We start from the raw sequence: 17,421 nt of genomic DNA, 5'->3' as shown, positions 1-17,421 counted from the left end.
GTCAGTGGATGCCGGCCATCAGGCCGCGGATCTGCCGGGTGAACATCACCGCGGCCAGCCCCAGCACGACCGACGCCAGCCCGAAGGTCAGGAAGTACGTCGGCTCGGACCAGCTCTGCGCCAGCCGGGCCACCTGTCCCCCGATCGCGTCGCCGACGGCGGTGGCCAGGAACCACAGGCCCAGCATCTGGCTGGCGTACTTGACCGGGGCCAGCTTGGTGGTGGCGGACAGGCCGACCGGGCTCAGCGACAGCTCGCCGGCGACCTGGATGGCGTAGACGGCGACCAGCCACCACGGGGAGACCAGGTCGCCGCCGACGGCGGCCTGCGCGGCGGCGGCCATGAGCACGAACGACAGGCCGTTGAGCACCAGGCCGACGGCGAACTTCATCGGCGTGGACACCCGGTGGCCGAGCTTGAGCCAGAGCCAGGCGGCCAGCGGCGCACCGATGATGATCAGGATCGGGTTGACCGACTGCAGCCACGAGGCCGGGAAGGTGAAGCCGCTCACGTTCCGGTCGGTCCGGTCCGCGGCGAAGATGTTCAGCACCGATCCGGCCTGGTCGTAGATCAGCCAGAACGCGGCGGCGAAGACGAACAGCCACAGGTACGCCTTCATCCGGCTGCGCTCGGTCCTGCTGATCTCCCGGTCGGTCAGGATCCGGGCGAAGTACGCGATGGTCACCAGCACGGTGACCAGGGTGAGCAGGTTGACCACGGTGTCGACGGTGAACAGCCCGATCAGCGCGAGCACGGCGAGGACGACCAGCACCGCGACGGTGACCACCGCGATGCGGGTCAGCGCCCGCCGCCGGTCCGCGCCAAGCAGCGGGTCGGCCGGCCGGGCGCCGGCGTCGCCGAGGTTGCGCCGGCCCAGCACGTACTGGATGACGCCGAAGGTCATCCCGATGGCCGCCGCGCCGAAGCCCAGATGCCAGTTGATCTTCTCGCCGAGGAAGCCGGTGATCAGCGGGGCGATGAACGCGCCCAGGTTGATGCCCATGTAGAAGATCGAGAAGCCGGCGTCGCGGCGCGGGGAGTCCCGGTCGTACAGGTCGCCGACCATGGTCGAGATGTTCGGCTTGAGCAGGCCGGTGCCGAGCACGATCAGCGCCATGCCGGCGAACACGCTCCACCGGGTGGGCACGGCCATCACGTAGTGGCCGGCGGCGATGACCACGCCGCCCCAGAGCACGCTGCGCCGGGCCCCCAGCAGCCGGTCGGCGATCCAGCCGCCGGGCAGCGCCATCAGGTACACCATCGCGTTGTAGGTGCCGTAGACGGCGTTGGCGGTGGACTCGCTGATCCCCAGGCCCTCGTCGGCGACCGACGCGGTCAGATACAGCACCAGGATGGCCCGCATGCCGTAGAAGCTGAACCGCTCCCACATCTCGGTGAGGAACAAGGTCGACAACGCCCGGGGGTGGCCGAAGAAGGTCTTTCCCCCGGGCGGTCGGGCCTCGATCGGCGCGTCACTGCTCATCGTCACCTCCGCACCCGTCCAGGCGGTTAACATCCCCGTTGGCAGTCGAATCACTCCACCTATTCGCCCGGCCGGGGACGAGCCCGCCGGGCCGCCGTTCTGTCCGGCTACCCTTGCAGGGTTCCGACCCGCGCGGACCTTGCCCGCGTGGGCGGGAATGGCCCGGCGGAGACGGACCGTTACACCGAGAAGACCAGCACCACGAGCGAGGGGAAGTCGATCATGGGCGAGCGCATGCTGCGCGGGAGCCGCCTGGGCGCGGTCAGCTACGAATCCGACCGCAACACGGAGCTCGCGCCGCGTCAGACCCGCGAGTACCTCTGCGCCAAGGGCCACCAGTTCGAGGTGCCGTTCGCCGTCGACGCCGAGGTCCCGACGACCTGGGAGTGCAAGTTCGACGGCAGCGTCGCCCGGCTGGTCGACGGCAGCGAGCCGGAGCAGAAGAAGGCCAAGCCGCCGCGTACCCACTGGGACATGCTGCTGGAGCGGCGTTCGATCGCCGAACTGGAAGACATCCTGGCCGAGCGGCTGCAGGAGGTTCGCACCCGCCGCGGCCGCGCCTGAGCGCACCGGTCAACCGAAACGCCCCCGGGGATCCCCCGGGGGCGTTTCGTCATGTCCGTACCGGTGTCAGGACCGGCCGGGCTCGATGATCTCGCCCTCGATGGCCCGGCCCGGCTCCACCGGCTGTGCCACGCCCGGCACCGCACCGCCCGGCTGCCCCGCCGCGGGCGGCGGCGGCCCGGCGTCCGACGGCGGGGCGTCGCGGCGCACCCGCACCCGGCGCGGGCCGAACAGGTCACCGGCGACCACCGACGACACCCGGCGCTCCGCGGCGCGCTGCGCCCCGCCCCGGGCCAGCCGCCGCAGCGGCGGCACCAGCAACAGCAACCCCACCACGCCGCTGACCAGGCCGGGCAGCGCCAGCAGCAGCGCACCGACCAGGCCCACCAGACCGTCGGTGACCTGCTGGCCGGGCGGCTGCCGGGACTCCACGGCGGCCCGGAAGCCCCGCCACGCCCGCATCCCCTCGCGACGCAGCAGCACCAGGCCCAGCAGCGACGCCGCGAACACCAGCAGCACCGCGGCGCCGAAACCCACCGCCCGGCCCACCAGGATGAACACGGTCAACTCCAGCACCGCGAGCAGCAGCAGGGCCGGTGGTACGTACCTCAGTCCTCGGCGCATCTCACCTCATCAGCCGGCGGTGTCCTCACGCCCCTCCAGCATGACACGCCGGCGGGTCACGGCCACCGGGCCAGCGCGGCGGGACGGCGACGCGCCACGACCCGCCGGTCCCGCAGCGCCCAACTGGTGATCCGCCACAGCGCCTCGACCACGATCAGCGGGCTCATCTTGCTGTCGCCGTGCTCCCGCTCGGCGAAGGTGATCGGCACCTCGACGATGCGCGCCCCGGCCCGGTGCGCCAGCCGGGACAGCTCCACCTGGAACGCGTACCCCTGGGAGCGCACCGACGCCAGGTCGATGGCGTCCAGCGCGCTCGACCGGTACACCCGGTAGCCGCCGGTGGCGTCGGAGACGGGCATGCCCAGCGCCAGCCGCGCGTACAGGTTGCCGCAGCGCGACAGCAGCAGCCGCCGCAGCGGCCAGTTCACCACCTGCGCGCCCCGGGTCCACCGCGAACCGATCACCACGTCGGCGTTACGGGCGGCCGCCAGCAGCGCCGGAAGGTCCTCCGGGGCGTGCGAGCCGTCGGCGTCCATCTCCACCACGGCGTCGTAGCCGCGCCGGCGGGCCCAGGCGAACCCGGCCAGGTACGCCGCGCCCAGCCCTTCCTTGCCCTGGCGGTGCAGCACGTGCACCTGCGGGTCGCCGCCGGCCAGCGCGTCGGCGATCGCCCCGGTGCCGTCCGGGCTGTTGTCGTCGGCGACGAGGATGTCCACCGCCGGGGCGGCCGCCCGGATCCGCGTCACGATCCGGCTGACGTTGTCGGCCTCGTTGTAGGTGGGGACGACCACCAGCACCCGCCCCACCCCGGGATGGCCGGCCGTCCGCCTGTCGGCTGCCACGCCCACCGTCGTACCGCCTCCCCGCCGGCGTACCGGCACCGTCGTCCTACCCGGGGGCGACCTCCCGGCGGCGGCGCAGCACGGCCGCGCCGGCCAGGGCCGCGACGGCGAGCGCCGCGAGGGCCACCTCCGGCCACACCCCCGCCCGGGTGGCCGGGGTGGAACCGTCACCGAGCCGCATCTGCCGCACCACCACCTCGGCGGTGTTGAACCCGGTCGCCCCGTCTACCCGCCCGTCGGGGGAAACGAACCCGGACACCCCGACCGTGGAGGCCATCAGGGCGGCCCGGCCGTGCTCGACGGCACGCAACCGCACCATGGCCAGTTGCTGGCGGGCCTCCGCCACGTCGAAGGTGGCGTTGTTGGTCTGCACCACGAGCAGTTGCCCGCCGCCGGTGACGGTGTCCCGGACCAGGCCGTCGTAGGCGACCTCGAAGCAGATCACGTCGCCGAGGGTGACCGCGCCGGCGTCCAGGACCCCGGCGCGCTCCCCGGGGACGAAGTCGGAGCGGACCCGGTCGACCTCGGCGCTGACCATCCGGGCGATGCGGCGCAGCGGGATGTACTCGGCGAACGGCACCGGGTGGCGTTTGGTGTAGAGCTGGTCCAGGTCGGCGCCGCTGCCGGGGCGCCACAGCAGGCCGGCGTTGCGGACCTGCCCTTCGCCGGGTCCGAGCAGCACCGCGCCGACCAGGATCGGCGCGCCGACCGCGTCGGCGGCCTGGGAGATCCGCGCCCCGGCGTCGGGGTTGCGCAGCGGGTCGATGTCGCTGGAGTTCTCCGGCCACACCACCAGGTCGGGGCGGGCCCGGGTGCCGGCGGTGACCTCGGCGGCCAGTTTCAGGGTGGCGTCGACGTGGTTGTTTAGCACCGCCTGCCGCTGGGCGTTGAAGTCCAGCCCCAGGCGGGGCACGTTGCCCTGCACGATGGCCACCGTGACGGTGTCCCCGCCGCCGCGTACCCCGGTGGGCACGCCGCCGGCGGCGGCCAGCAGCGTGGCGAGCGCGGCGGCCAGGGCGGCCACCGGCCGCCACTGTCCGGCGGGGCGCCGCCAGTCCCGCCAGGCGGCGGTGAGCAGCAGCCCACCGGTGAACGCCACGGCGAAGGTGACCAGCGGGGCGCCGCCCAGGGCGGCCAGCCGCAGCAGCGGGGAGGTGTCCTGGCTGAACGCCAGCCGCCCCCACGGGAAGCCGCCGAACGGGGTGCGGTCGCGCAGCGCCTCCTGCCCCACCCAGAGCAGCCCGGTCAGCGCCGGCCAGCCCCAGCGCCACCGGTCGGCCAGCGGCGACGCCCAGGCTCCGGCCGCGCCGAGCAGCGCCAGGTAGCCCGCCTGCAACAGCGACAACAGCAGCCACGGCAGGTAGCCGGTGTGCAGGTTGGTCCACTCCAGCAGCGGCGCGAACAGCGTCACCCCGGCCAGGAAACCCAGCCCGGCGCCGGCGCGCAGCCGCCGCCGGTGCGTCGCGGCGGCCAGCAGCGCCACCCCGACCGGCGCGAGCGCCCATTTGCCGTACGGGGGGAACGCGGCCAGCAGCGCCACGCCGGCCGCGAGGGCCATCGGCAGGGCCGCGGCCAGCGGCAGCGGGCGCGGGTCCGCGCCGTCGCGTGCCCCGGCGGTGGCACGGGGCTGTTCCCGGTCGAGCGTCGTCACCGGCACCTCACCACGATCACGCGCCGAAGGCTACCCGGCCGGTCGGCGCGTCCGCCCGCGGTGGGCTGGTGGGGCCCGGGCGGGTGCCGCGCGGGCCGCCGGTGGGTGGGCCGCCAGGGTCGCTGAAGGGCGCGGCGGGTGGCGCGGCGGCGGGTCCGGGAGCGGGTCAGCGGTTCAGGTAGGCGCCGAGGCCGCCGAGGTCCTCGTTGGCGATGAAGACCGAGCGCACGTTGATGATGGCTTCCTCGACGTGGATGGGGCAGCCCCACGCCGAGTCGCCCCACGAGTCGGCGATCTTGATTTCGGCCGGTGCGGTGCAGCCGGCGGCGCCGCCGAGCTGGCACTGCTCGGGGCGGGGCCGGGCGGCCTGCGCGGCGGCGGCGGCGCGCATCCGCGCGGTGAGTTCCGCGGCGGCGGCGGCCCGCTGCTCGGCCTCGGCGCGCAGCTCCCGCTCGGCGCGTACCACCCTGGCCAGTTCGTCGTGGGCGGCTCGGGCCCGGGCGTCGGCGGCCGCCTTCGCCTGTTCGATGTGGTGGCGTTCGATGGCCAGCGCCGCGGTGCCGGCGAAGACCCGGGCGAGGGCGAGGTCCGCGTCCTGCGGCACCCGGGGGGTGCGGTGGTACATGGCGAAGGTGCCCAGCAGGCTGCCGTCGCGGGCCAGGATCGGCGTCGACCAGCAGGCCGCCACCCCGGCCTGCTGCGCCAGGTCCCGGAAGTCGTCCCAGAACGGGTCGGTGGCGATGTCGGTGACGATGACCGGTTCCCGGCGGTGCGCCGCGGTGCCGCAGGAGCCGACGCCCTCGCCGGTGGCGATGCCGTCGATGGCCTCGTTGTAGAAGTCGGGCAGGCTGGGCGCGGCGCCGTGGCGCAGGTGCCGGCCGTCGGGGTCGGCCAGCAGCACCGAGACGAGCACCTGGTGCGGGGCGAGCTTCTCGATGCAGCGGGCCATGCCGTCGAGCACCTCGGCCAGCGGCGCCTGCCGGGCGATCTGCTCCACCAGGGCGCGGTGCTCGGCCATCAGCCGTTGGGCCTGCTTGACCTGGGTGGTCTCCACGCCGATCACCCGGATCCCGGAGACCGTGCCGTCGGCGGCGCGGCGCGGCTCGTAGGTGAAGTCGAAGTACGCCTCGCGGGCGCGTAGGCCGGAGCCGAGCACGACCCGGACGTCCCGGCCGGTGTAGGGCTCGCCGGTGCGGTAGACCTCGTCCAGCAGCGCGATGAAGCCCTGATCGGACAGTTCGGGCATCAGTTCGGCGAGGGCGACTCCGGTGCGGGCCCGCTCCTCGCCGATCGTGGCGAAGAACGCCGGGTTCGCGGTCTCCACCCGGTGCGTCGGCCCGGCCAGCGACGCGAACACGGCGGTGGACTGCCCGAACAGGGCCCGCAGATCCTCCTCGGCCCCGTGCCGGGCAGCGGCCGGATCCGCGGCGGCACGCCGCTGGCCTGACACCGCCGCCATGCTGTCCTCTGCCTCTCGTCGCCGACTGACCGGGGGCCGGCGACCGCGTTGTGGATCGAGACCCCGGTGATGCGGATGAGGGTAACGGATGAACCGGGCCCACCGCACAACTCGCCCCGGCGCCGGCTCGAGCCCCGCGAACCGACCGGTCAGGTCGGCTGGACCTGGTCGAAGACGGCGAGGGCGTCGGCGGGGTCCGGGCTCACCAGGCGTTCCAGGCCGGCCGCCGTGATCTGCGCCCACCCGCCGGCCCGCGCGCACATCTGTTCCTCGAAGGCGCGCACCACCTCGTCGAGGTCCGCGGGGTCGGCGGCGATGGCCTCGGCGAGTTCGGCGCCCTCCAGCATCGCCAGGTTCGCGCCCACCCCCAGCGGGGGCATCAGGTGGGCGGCGTCGCCCAGCAGCGTCACCCCGGGCACGTGCGGCCAGGTGTGGCCCACGGGCAGGACGTAGAGGGGCCGGTGCGCGAACGCGGTGCCGTGGCGGAGCAGGTCGAGGGCGGGCGCGGCCCAGCCGGGGAACAGCGCCGTCAGGTGCGACCGCACGGCCTCGACGTCGGCCAGGTCCAGGTCGGTGTGCCAGTCCAGCGGCGCGCGGAACCGGGCGTACACCTTGACGTGGCCGCCGCTGTTGCGCTGGGCGACCAGCGACCGGTTCACCCCGTACACGGCCACCGAGCCGTCGCCGATCAGCCGGGCCAGCTCCGGGTGGCGGGTGTCGACGTCGTCGAGGGAGGTCTCGACGGAGGTGACGCCGGTGTAGTGCGGGGTCGCCGGGGAGACCGCCGGGCGGGTCCGGGACCAGGCGCCGTCCGCGCCGACGACGAGGTCGAACGTCTCGGCTCGCCCGTCGGCGACGTGGACCAGGACGCCGTCCGGTGTCCCCGGCACGACCCGCGTGACGGCCCGCCCCCACTGGACGTCGAGGGGGCCGAGCAGCAGGTCCCGCAGCTGCCCGCGGTCGATTTCGGGATTGGCCCGCTCGTCGGGGCCGGGTCGCCAGTCGCGCAGCACGGTCCCGTCCGGGTCCAGGATGCGCATGGCCTGCCCCTCGGGACGCGCCAGGGCCTGGAACTCGGCCAGCAGCCCCGCCTTGTCCAGCGCCCGCTGGCCCAGCCCTTCGTGCAGGTCCAGGGTGCCGCCCGGCGGGCGGGCGTCGGGGGCGGGGTCGCGTTCGAGGACGGTGACGGGGTGGCCGTGGCGGTGCAGGACCCGGGCGAAGGTGAGGCCGGCGGGACCGCAACCCACCACGGCGATACGGTGTCTCATGCCGATACACTGTATTGGCTGGGTTGGGGTGCGGCCAAGAAGAGGGGTGACCGTGACTGTCTGGGACCGGCCGGAGCCGCCGACTCCCCCCGTGCCGCTGGACCGGCAGCGGATCGTCGCCGCCGCCGTCGCGCTGGCCGACGAGGGCGGCCTCGCGGCGGTGTCGGTGCGCAAGGTCGCCGCCCGGCTCAACGCCGGCCCGATGCGCCTGTACGGGCACATCGCCACCAAGCAGGAGTTGTTCGACCTCATGCTCGACGAGGTCCAGGCCGAGATCCTCCCCGAGGAGCAGCCCGGTGACTGGCGGGAGGCGCTGTCCGTGCTGGCCCACCGCACCCGGCAGGCCGCGCTGCGCCACCACTGGCTGGCCGACCTGCTCGGCGGCCGCCCGGCCCTGGGCCCGCACGGCCTCGCCGTGACCGAGGCCACCCTGGCCGCCCTCGACGGCCTGGCCGACATCGACACCGTGCTGCGCGCCGTGGAGACGGTGGCCGCCTACTTCACCGGCGCGATCCGGCGCGAGATCGCGAACCTGCGGGCCGAGCGGGCCACCGGTCTGTCCGAACGCGACTGGCAGCGCGCCCACGGCCCGCACGTGACGAGAATGTTGGCCACCGGCCGCTACCCGACCCTGAGCAAGGCCGTGCACGACGGCACGGACGTCGCCCCCGACGTGTCCTTCGCGACCGGTTTGGACTGGGTCCTCGACGCCGTGGCCGCCAAACTCACCGGCCCACCGGCGTGACCGTCACCCCGCTGCCGGCCGGGCAGCGCCCGCAACGGCGGGCCGGAACGGAAATCGGGGCGCGGCTCGCGCCGCGCCCCGATGCTCCCAGGCCCTTCCCGGCCGGTGGGGCGAGGAAAAGCGACGGCGACCTTCGGACCGACCCGACGTGGACTGGCTGCCCCCGCCTGGCCGTTGTCTACTGGCCGTGCCGCTCATCCTGCCCGTACACCGGTAACCGCGGCCGGTCCGCGCCGCCCCGCCGACCCCCGCCCGCTGGACCTGGCCGCCGCAACCTTCCGGTCACTCGGCCAGCAGGCGAAGGGACGAAGCGAACAACAGCCGCTTCCCGTAGTAGGACTCAAAGACGGTACGGCGTCGACCCCCGCCGCTGTCAACCCACCCGGGCCTGTCGTGTGTTGCACCACGGCGTGTCGCGTCGGCGCGTCTCGATGCGTGGCCGCGCCGGCGGCTCAGCCGCCGAGGTGACGGTGCAGCAACGCCGCCGCCGCCCGCGGATGATCCGCCGCGAGCAGCCCCCCGGCGGCCAGCACGTAGTCGACGTCGACGACCGGGCGGGCGGCGCGCGGCAGCGGCCACCCGCCGGCGTGGTCGGCGAGCACCGCGGCCAGCACACCGGCGGCGTCCCCCGGGTCGGCGTGCCGCAGCACCCCGCCCGAACCCACCATCAGCCGCACGTCCCGCAGGTCCCGACCGGCGCGTTCCCCGGTGGCGGCGCCCCGGGCGTGCCGGCGCACCGCCACGGTCGCGGCCAGCGCGGCGATGCGCCGCTCCGCGGCCCGCTCGGCCGCGTCGGCGGGCAGGAAGCCCGGATCCGCGGCCCGCACCGCCGCCGCGGCCGCCAACCCGTCCTGCTCGCCCGGCGTCAGCAGGCGCTCCTCGGCGGCGGCGCGGACCACCCCGGGGGCGCTCCACCGCATGCCGAGATCGCCCTCCACGGTGCGGGCCCGCCACAGCGTGCCCGCCACCTCCTGGCCGGGGCCGCTGTCCCGCTCGTCGGGGGTCAGCACCGAGTACACGTCGGTGGTCGCCCCACCGACGTCCACCACGGCCAGGTCACCACCGAGCGCGTCGGCCAGCACCTCCACCCCGGTGAGCACCGCGTCCGGGGTGGCGGCCCGCACCAGGCGGGCGAACCGTGCACCCCGGGACAGCTTCTTGCCGCCGATGACGTGCCGCAGGAACACCTCCCGGATCGCCGCCCGGGCCGGCGCCGGGGCCAGCACTCCGATGCGGGGCAACACGTTGTCCGCGACCGTGACCGGCACCCCCGCCGCCGCCAGCAGCGCCCGCAGCCCGTCGCGGGCGTCGGCGTTGCCGGCGAGCACCACCGGCACCCGGAACCGGGCCCGGGCCAACCGGGTGGCGTTGTGCGTCAGCGTCTCCGCGTCACCGCCGTCGGTGCCCCCGACCAGCAGCACCACGTCCGGGCGGGCGGCGCGCAGCCCGGCCAGCTCGGCCCGCCCGAGCCGCCCACCGGCCACATGCACCACGTTCGCCCCCGCCGACAGGCCCACCCGCCGGCCCGCCTGCGCGGTGACCAGCGGCTCGTAGCCCACCACCGCCAGGCGCAGGCCACCGCCGGCCGACGAGCAGACGTACCACGGCACGTCGCGCACACCCAGCCCGGCGGTGGCCGCCGCGACGGCGGCGTCGAGGCCGTGCAGCACGTCGCTGCCCACCGTCGTCGGCGCCGACGCCGCCGCGACCAGCCGGCCGCCGTCGAGGTCCACCACCGCGGCCTTGGTGTACGTCGACCCGACGTCGGCGCAGACCGCGACGTTCACGCCGCCGGCGGCACGACCACCGTGCCGGTCGCGGTGACCGCCACGATCGGCTCCGCCAGCACCTGCGCGGCCGACTCACCCCGCTCCGGTCGGCCCCGGCACACCACCCGCGCCTCGAAGTCCAGGGTGCGGCTACGCGTGCCGACCCGGGTGACCGTGGCCACCACCTCCAGCACGTCCCCGGCCTTCATCGGCGCCCGGAACTGCACGTCCGAATAGGAGGCGAACAACCCCTCGTCGCCGTCGGTACGGATACACACCTCCGTGGCCACATCCCCGAACAGACCCAACGCGTACGCCCCGTCGACCAGGTTGCCCGCGTAGTGGGCGTGCGAGTACGGCACATACCGTCGATGGGTGACCGTCACACCCAGCCGCGCGTCGCTCATGCTCTCGCCTTCTTCTCCGTGATCAGCGCATGGACCAGATACGACGCCACCTCACCCGGCGTGGTGCCCCGACCGAAGATCCGGTCCACCCCCAGCTCCCCGGTCATCGACTCGTCGAAACGCGGCCCACCCACGATCAGCAGGGGCCGCCGCCCGGCCGGCATCGCCTCCCGGAACGCCGCCGACATCTCCCGGGTGTTGTGCAGGTGCGCGTCGCGCTGGGTGACCACCTGCGACACCAGCACCGCGTCGGCCCGCTCCCGCCGCGCCGCCTCCACCAACTCCGGCACACTCACCTGCGCGCCCAGGTTCGTCACCTTCAACTCCCGGTAGTACTCCAGGCCCTTCTCCCCGGCGATGCCCTTGACGTTGAGGATCGCGTCGATGCCGACGGTGTGCGCGTCGGTGCCGATGCACGCCCCCACCACCGACAACTTGCGCCGCAGCCGCTGCTTCACCACCGCGTTGACCTCCTTGGCCGACAGCAGCGGAAAGTCCCGCTCCACCACCTGCACCGCCGACAGGTCCACCAGGTGGTTCACCCGGCCGTAGACCACGAAGAAGCTGAACCCGTCACCCATCTGCTTGCCGTGCACCAGCATCGCCGGGTCGATGCCCATCTTGTTGGCCAACTGCACCGCCGCGCCCTCGGCGCGCTTGTCCAACGGCACCGGCAGCGTGAACGACACCTGCACCATGCCGTCACCGGTGGTGTCCCCGTACGGCCGGACGATCTTCTTCTCCCCCGACGCCGTCACGCCCGCTCCCCTTCCAGGATCTCCGTGGCCGGGTTGTAGTAGTCGGCCTCGTGCCGCGCGACACCGTCGAGGCCCTTGCCTCGATCCGCCGGCCGCTTCATGATCCCGAAGGTGCCCTCGGCGATCGCCGTCAGCAGCGACTGGTCCCCGATGCGCGCCAACAGATCCACCGCCTCACCCAGCACCCGGTGCGCCCGCTGCTGGATGAACCCGCCCGGCGCCGGCACGAAATCCTCGTGCAACCCCCCGGCCGCGCCCAACACGTACCGCACGTTCTGCAACGCGATGTCCCGGTCCGACAGCCACGGCGTCACCACCGCCTCGGTCATCATCCCCACCAGCAGGATGCCCTGCCCGGTCATGGCGCCCACCAGGTTGAAGAACCCGTCGAGCAGGTTGCCCCGGAACACGTCCCCGGTCATGTGCTTCGTCGGCGGCATCCACTTCAACGGCGCGTCCGGGAACAACTCCCGCGCCAGCAACGCGTGCGCCAACTCCAACCGGAACGACTCCGGCAGATCCGGGTTGATCTCGAACGCGTGCCCCAACCCCAACTGCCAGTCCGCCAACCCCGCCTCGTGCGCGAAATACTCGTTGAGCAGCTGCGACACCGTCACCGTGTGCGCCTCGTCCACCGCGTCCGCGGTGGTCAGGTAGTTGTCCTCACCGGTGTTGATGATGATCCCCGCCCGCGCGTGCACCTGCCGCGAGAACCGCTGGTCCACGAACGTACGGATCGGGTTGATGTCGCGGAACAGGATCCCGTACATCGAGTCGTTGAGCATCATGTCCAGCCGCTCCAGCCCCGCCAGCGTGGCCATCTCCGGCATGCACAACCCCGACGCGTAATTCGTCAACCGCACGTACCGGCCCAACTCCTTCGACGACACGTCCAACGCCGCCCGCATCAACCGGAAGTTCTCCTGCGTCGCGTACGTGCCCGCGAAACCCTCCCGGGTCGCCCCCTCCGGCACGTAGTCCAGCAACGACTGCCCCGTCGACCGGATCACCGCGATGACATCCGCCCCGGCCCGGGCAGCCGCCTGCGCCTGCGGAATGTCCTCATAGATGTCGCCCGTCGCCACGATCAGATAGATCCACGGCCGCTGCTTCGGATCCCCGTACCGCTTCACCAGCCGGTCCCGCTCGACGCGGCGCCGATCGATCTGCCGCACCCCCGCGGCGACCGCCCTCCGGGCGGCCCGGCGGGCCGCGGTAGCGGCCCTGCCGGTGGGCTGCGCGAACCGCACCGACCCCGCGGCGGCCTTCTGCGCCAACAACGTCACGTCGCCGATCTGCTCCCGGGCCAGGGCGTCGAACACCGGCGCGGCCACCCCGTGCCCGAGACCGACGTCGGCCACGACCGCGTCGACGAGCCGGTTCACCCACGGGATGCCGTCCGGGTCGGCGCCGCTCACCCCGGCCAGCCGCAGCACCGCCCGCTCCACCGACACCGTGGTGTGGCTGCGCGCCAGATCCACCACCGGCTGCCCGGCGCGGCGCGCCAACTCCCGCGCCCGCGCCACCAACGCCGGATCCAGCCCAAGCTTGCCCGTCACGCCGTCACCCTCGCTCCGCTCGGCGACGCCGTGCCGGCGCCACCCCGTGCCGATCGCCCGCTCGCCCACTCGCTCACGAAACGCCTTTCTGATAGATCACGTCACCGCGCAGCACCGTGGCCCGGCACACCGGCAACGGCGTCGGATCCTCCGCGCCCCGCGCCTCCGGATCCTCGGCCTGCAACACCGGCAGACCCCGCTCCACCCCCGCCGGGGCGTCCCACACCGCGAACGTCGCCGGCGCGCCTAGCGCGAGCACCCCCTCGTTGTCCAGGTGCACGGCCCGCCACCCGCCCCGGGTGTGCGCCGCGAACGCCGACCGCACCGTCATCCGCTGCGCCGGACTGTGATGCGCCACCGCCGCCCGCACCGACCCCCACGGATCCAGCGGCGTCACCGGCGAGTCCGACCCGAACGCCAACGCCACGCCCACCGTGTGCATCGCCCCCATCGGGTTGGACTCCAACGACCGCGCCAGCCCCAACCGCGCCTCGTACATCCGCCCCGCCCCGCCCCACAACCGGTCGAACGCCGGCTGCATCGACGCCACGATCCCGTACTCCACGAACCCGGCGATGAGCCGCTTGCTCATGATCTCCGCGTGCTCCACCCGGTGCCGGGCCGCCCGCAGCCGATCCACACCCACCGTCCGCGCGGCCAACGCGAACCCGTCAAGCACCGTGCCGATGGCCGCGTCACCGATCGCGTGGAAACCGCCCTGCAACCCATGAGCCGCGCAGTCCAGCAGATGGTCACGCACCTGCTCCGCGGTGACGTAGCCGTGCCCGCAGGCCCCGGGCTCCCCGTCCAGGTAGGCCGCCGACACGTGCGCCGTGCGGGAGCCCAGCGCCCCGTCGGCGTACAGGTCACCGCCGGCGCCCACCGCGCCCAACTCCCGGGCCTTCGCCGCGCCCAGCAGCTCACCCCAGTACCCGTACACCTCGGGCACGCCGTCGCCGGAGATCGCCAACAGGCCGGTGAAGTCGCTCTCGTCGGAGGTACCCGGGCCGCCGCACTCGTGCACCGCCGCGATGCCCAGCGACGCCGCGTGCCGCAGCGCGGCACGCTGCGCGGCCACCCGCTGCGCCGTGGTCACCGAGCCCAACGCCGCCGCCCGCACCACGTGGTGGGCGTCGCGGCGCAGCCAGCCCGACGGGTCGTAACCGGCGGCGGCCGCCGCGTCCGGGCAGGCCGCCAGCAGCGCCGCCGACACCAGCGCCGAGTGGATCGACGCCTGCGACAGGTACACCCGTCGGCCCCCCGCCGCCCGGTCCAACGCGGCCGCGTCGGGCAGCGCCGGCTGCGGCCAGGACGACTCGTCCCAGCCGTGTCCCAACACCACCGCGTCCGACGGCAGGCCGGCCGCGAACGCCGCCACCGCGTCCAGTAGCCCGGCCGCGGACCGCACCGCCGACAGGTCCAGCCCCGACAGGGCTAACCCGGTGTCCGTGGCGTGCACGTGCGCGTCCACGAACGCCGGGGTCACCAGCGCCCCGCCCAACTCCACCACCCGATCGGCGGCCGGCGCGTCGGCGTCGGCGCCCAACCAGGCGATCCGCCCGTCACGCACCAGCAACGCCGTCGCGCTCGGGTCGGCCGGACAGTGCAGCACTCCGCCGCGGTACAGGGTCGAGGGGTTCGTCATGACGCTCAGTCTGCCGCCAGCCGGGCCTCGAACAGACGACGCACCCCCGGCTCGCCGCGCAGCAGGTCCAGCGCCAGGGCGGCGTGCCCCGGCACGTACCCGTTGCCGACCAGCATCGTCACGTCCGCCGCCAGGCCCTCCGCACCCAACGCCGCCGCCGCGAAACTCGTCGCCATCGAGAAGAAGATCACCGTGCCGCCGTCCTCGGTGGCGAGCACCGCACCGTGCTCGCAGCCCGGCACGTCCACGCAGACCACCGTGACGTCCGCGGGGGCGTTCAGCGCCCCGGTCACCGCCGTGGACAACCCCACCGGATCCCGCGCGTCGGCCAGCGCCACCACATCGGCCAGGCCGGCCGCCTCCAGCGCGTCCCGCTCCGCCGCCACCGGCACCACCCCGACGGTACGGCCGGCGCCGGCCCGCCGCGCGGCGGCCAGCGACAGCGAGCCGCTCTTGCCGGCGCCGCCGATCACCGCCACGCTCACCGGCCGGGGGTCCCCCTCGCGGCGGCGCCGCGCCACCTGCTCGCCGACCACCCGGGCGGTCAGCGCGGGCGCCCCGCACACGTCGAGCACCGCCAGCGACAGCTCCGGGTGCAGGTCGTCCGGGAGCACCGCGGCGATCGACCGGGCGAACAGGATCGCGTACCCGTCGCACGGCACCTGCTCGCTGCGCCCGTCCCAGGCCGCCAGCCCGTCCAGGATCGTCAGCGGGGTCAGCGTCAGCGACACCAGGGTCGCCACCCGGTCACCCGGGCGCAGCCCCAGCGGGGACCGCTTCCCGGCCTCCTCCACGGTGCCGATGAGCATGCCGCCGGAGCCGGTCACGGGGTTCTGCATCTTCCCTCGGGTCGAGATGATCTCCAGCACCTCGGCGCGGACCTTCTCCCCGTCCCCGCCGTGCTTCTCCGACAGCTGCCGGAAGCTGGCCGCGTCCAGGTTCAGCCGCTCCACCCGGATCCGCACCTCGTTGGCGGCGATCCGCGGGTCGGCGTCCAGCCGCCACGCCGCCTGCGGCAGCACCCCCGCCGGTTCCACGACTCGGTGCAGACCCACCGGTGACGTCACGCCGACCCCCTATGTCCAGCCGCCCGAAACCCCGGTCTGGGCTCGCGTCGCGGGAAAACTTACGGCAGACTAATTTCTTCACCGGATATTTTCCAGTAGCCTTCGAGATCGTTGATCACCCGCAGCACCTCAGGAGGGGCCGTGACCCAGACCCAACCGGTTGAGACCATCCCTCAACCCCGTCACGCCCCGGTCGCCGTTCCGACCGCCGGGCAGCCGTACGAATACCGCCGCAGCCCCCTGGTCGAACCCGACTGGACCCGCTTCCCCGGCTGGCGCCACGTCACCCGGGACCAGTGGGAGAGCGCCCAGTGGCAGCGGGTCAACTGCGTCAAGAACATCAAGCAGCTGCGCACCGTGCTCGGCGACACCGTCGACGAGCGCTTCTACGCCGACCTCGAGGCCGACCAGAAGGCCCTGGCCACCATGTCCATGCTGGTGCCGCCGCAGATGCTCAACACCATGGTCCCGCACCAGCCGATGAGCACCGAGGCCTTCCTCGCCGACCCGATCCGCCGCTACATGATCCCGGTCGCCTCCGACCGGCGCACCGACTGGCCCTCCCACCCGTATGCCAGCCGCGACAGCCTGCACGAGCACGACATGTGGGTCGCCGAAGGCCTCACCCACCGCTACCCCACCAAGGTCCTCGCCGAACTGCTCTCCACCTGCCCGCAGTACTGCGGGCACTGCACCCGGATGGACCTCGTCGGCAACTCCACCCCCGCGGTCGACAAGCTCAAACTCTCCCTCAAGCCGGTCGACCGCTACGACGCCCACATCGGCTACCTCAAGGCCCACCCCGGCGTCCGCGACGTGGTCGTCTCCGGCGGCGACGTCGCCAACGTGCCGTGGCGCAACCTCGAGTCCTATCTGATGCGGCTGCTGGAGATCGAAACCATCCGCGACATCCGGCTCGCCACCAAGGCCCTCATGGGCCTGCCGCAGCACTGGCTCCAGCCCGACGTCGTCGAGGGCCTCGAACGCGTCGCCCGCACCGCCGCCCGCCGCGGCGTCAACCTGGCCATCCACACCCACGTCAACCACGCCCAGTCGCTGACCCCGCTGGTCGCCAAGGCCGCCCAGACGGCCCTCGACGTGGGCGTCCGTGACGTACGCAACCAGGGCGTGCTCATGCGCGGCGTGAACGCCACCAACGCCGACCTGCTCGACCTCTGCTTCGCGCTGCAGGGCGAGGCCGGCATCCTGCCGTACTACTTCTACATGTGCGACATGATCCCCAACGCCGAGCACTGGCGGGTCCCCGTCTGGCACGCCCAGCAGCTCCAGCACGACATCATGGGCTACCTGCCCGGCTACGCCACCCCGCGGATCGTCTGCGACGTCCCGTTCGTCGGCAAGCGCTGGGTGCACATGCTCACCGACTACGACCGCGACCGCGGCATCTCCTACTGGACCAAGAACTACCGCACCTCGATCGAGTCCGCCGACCTCGAAGCGCTCAACAAGCGCTACGCCTACTACGACCCGATCGACACCCTGCCCGAGTCCGGCCAGGCCTGGTGGGCGGCCCACCGCGACGACTGACCCCCGCACCGACCACGGCGCCCGGCACCCCG

At 73.8% G+C, this 17,421-nt stretch carries 15 protein-coding genes; 3 read left to right on the top strand and 12 right to left on the bottom strand.

The window, feature by feature from the left end; all coding sequences use genetic code 11:
• Position 1: 1 nt before the first annotated feature.
• On the bottom strand, positions 2–1,483 hold the full coding sequence (locus tag ACIBPB_RS12785) for a peptide MFS transporter (RefSeq protein ID WP_396839739.1): 1,482 nt from the start codon (positions 1,481–1,483) through the stop codon (positions 2–4).
• A gap of 222 nt (positions 1,484–1,705) precedes the next feature.
• Between ACIBPB_RS12785 and ACIBPB_RS12780 the strand changes: the two genes are divergently transcribed.
• The gene (locus ACIBPB_RS12780; protein WP_046564157.1) at positions 1,706–2,047 is read left to right on the top strand and encodes an RNA polymerase-binding protein RbpA; all 342 of its coding nucleotides are present in this window, start codon (positions 1,706–1,708) and stop codon (positions 2,045–2,047) included.
• Between the two features lie 66 nt (positions 2,048–2,113).
• On the opposite strand, the gene ACIBPB_RS12775 is transcribed toward ACIBPB_RS12780, so the two are convergent.
• The 5 genes from ACIBPB_RS12775 to ACIBPB_RS12755 all read right to left on the bottom strand — a co-directional run bounded on the left by ACIBPB_RS12775 (position 2,114) and on the right by ACIBPB_RS12755 (position 7,891).
• Complete coding sequence (locus tag ACIBPB_RS12775) at positions 2,114–2,671, bottom strand: FxsA family protein (RefSeq protein WP_396839738.1); 558 nt, start codon at positions 2,669–2,671, stop codon at positions 2,114–2,116.
• A gap of 56 nt (positions 2,672–2,727) precedes the next feature.
• The gene (locus ACIBPB_RS12770) at positions 2,728–3,519 is read right to left on the bottom strand and encodes a polyprenol monophosphomannose synthase (RefSeq protein WP_396839737.1); all 792 of its coding nucleotides are present in this window, start codon (positions 3,517–3,519) and stop codon (positions 2,728–2,730) included.
• Between the two features lie 40 nt (positions 3,520–3,559).
• Entirely contained in the window at positions 3,560–5,071 is a 1,512-nt protein-coding gene (lnt, locus tag ACIBPB_RS12765; protein ID WP_396840096.1) for an apolipoprotein N-acyltransferase, read from the bottom strand.
• A gap of 259 nt (positions 5,072–5,330) precedes the next feature.
• Positions 5,331–6,623 carry a GAF domain-containing protein gene (locus ACIBPB_RS12760; protein WP_396839736.1) on the bottom strand — a complete coding sequence of 431 codons (1,293 nt, stop codon included), beginning with the start codon at positions 6,621–6,623 and terminating at the stop codon, positions 5,331–5,333.
• Between the two features lie 149 nt (positions 6,624–6,772).
• Positions 6,773–7,891, bottom strand: a complete 1,119-nt coding sequence (locus tag ACIBPB_RS12755) for an FAD-dependent oxidoreductase (RefSeq protein WP_396839735.1) — start codon at positions 7,889–7,891, stop codon at positions 6,773–6,775.
• 46 nt (positions 7,892–7,937) lie between these two features.
• Here ACIBPB_RS12755 and ACIBPB_RS12750 point away from each other — a divergent pair, with 46 nt between their 5' ends.
• Positions 7,938–8,636, top strand: coding sequence for a TetR/AcrR family transcriptional regulator (locus ACIBPB_RS12750; protein ID WP_396839734.1), 699 nt, complete (start codon positions 7,938–7,940; stop codon positions 8,634–8,636).
• A gap of 452 nt (positions 8,637–9,088) precedes the next feature.
• On the opposite strand, the gene ACIBPB_RS12745 is transcribed toward ACIBPB_RS12750, so the two are convergent.
• The 6 genes from ACIBPB_RS12745 to ACIBPB_RS12720 all read right to left on the bottom strand — a co-directional run bounded on the left by ACIBPB_RS12745 (position 9,089) and on the right by ACIBPB_RS12720 (position 15,829).
• On the bottom strand, positions 9,089–10,423 hold the full coding sequence (locus ACIBPB_RS12745) for a glutamate mutase L (protein WP_396839733.1): 1,335 nt from the start codon (positions 10,421–10,423) through the stop codon (positions 9,089–9,091).
• Positions 10,420–10,812, bottom strand: coding sequence for a hotdog domain-containing protein (locus tag ACIBPB_RS12740; RefSeq protein ID WP_396839732.1), 393 nt, complete (start codon positions 10,810–10,812; stop codon positions 10,420–10,422). The genes ACIBPB_RS12745 and ACIBPB_RS12740 overlap by 4 nt, the downstream gene beginning before the upstream one ends.
• Positions 10,809–11,570, bottom strand: coding sequence for an OAM dimerization domain-containing protein (locus ACIBPB_RS12735; RefSeq protein ID WP_396839731.1), 762 nt, complete (start codon positions 11,568–11,570; stop codon positions 10,809–10,811). The genes ACIBPB_RS12740 and ACIBPB_RS12735 overlap by 4 nt, the downstream gene beginning before the upstream one ends.
• Positions 11,567–13,129, bottom strand: coding sequence for a lysine 5,6-aminomutase subunit alpha (locus tag ACIBPB_RS12730; protein WP_396839730.1), 1,563 nt, complete (start codon positions 13,127–13,129; stop codon positions 11,567–11,569). The genes ACIBPB_RS12735 and ACIBPB_RS12730 overlap by 4 nt, the downstream gene beginning before the upstream one ends.
• A 73-nt stretch (positions 13,130–13,202) precedes the next feature.
• On the bottom strand, positions 13,203–14,774 hold the full coding sequence (locus ACIBPB_RS12725) for an amidohydrolase (RefSeq protein ID WP_396839729.1): 1,572 nt from the start codon (positions 14,772–14,774) through the stop codon (positions 13,203–13,205).
• A 5-nt stretch (positions 14,775–14,779) separates the two neighbouring features.
• Positions 14,780–15,829, bottom strand: a complete 1,050-nt coding sequence (locus ACIBPB_RS12720) for a zinc-binding alcohol dehydrogenase (RefSeq protein WP_396840095.1) — start codon at positions 15,827–15,829, stop codon at positions 14,780–14,782.
• Positions 15,830–15,982: 153 nt separating this feature from the next.
• Here ACIBPB_RS12720 and ACIBPB_RS12715 point away from each other — a divergent pair, with 153 nt between their 5' ends.
• The gene (locus ACIBPB_RS12715) at positions 15,983–17,389 is read left to right on the top strand and encodes a KamA family radical SAM protein (RefSeq protein ID WP_396839728.1); all 1,407 of its coding nucleotides are present in this window, start codon (positions 15,983–15,985) and stop codon (positions 17,387–17,389) included.
• Positions 17,390–17,421: the final 32 nt, after the last annotated feature.

The sequence above is a fragment of the Micromonospora sp. NPDC049836 genome (genome assembly GCF_044465125.1).
Taxonomy (GTDB): domain Bacteria; phylum Actinomycetota; class Actinomycetes; order Mycobacteriales; family Micromonosporaceae; genus Micromonospora.
This window is presented reverse-complemented; position numbering and strand designations above follow the sequence as displayed.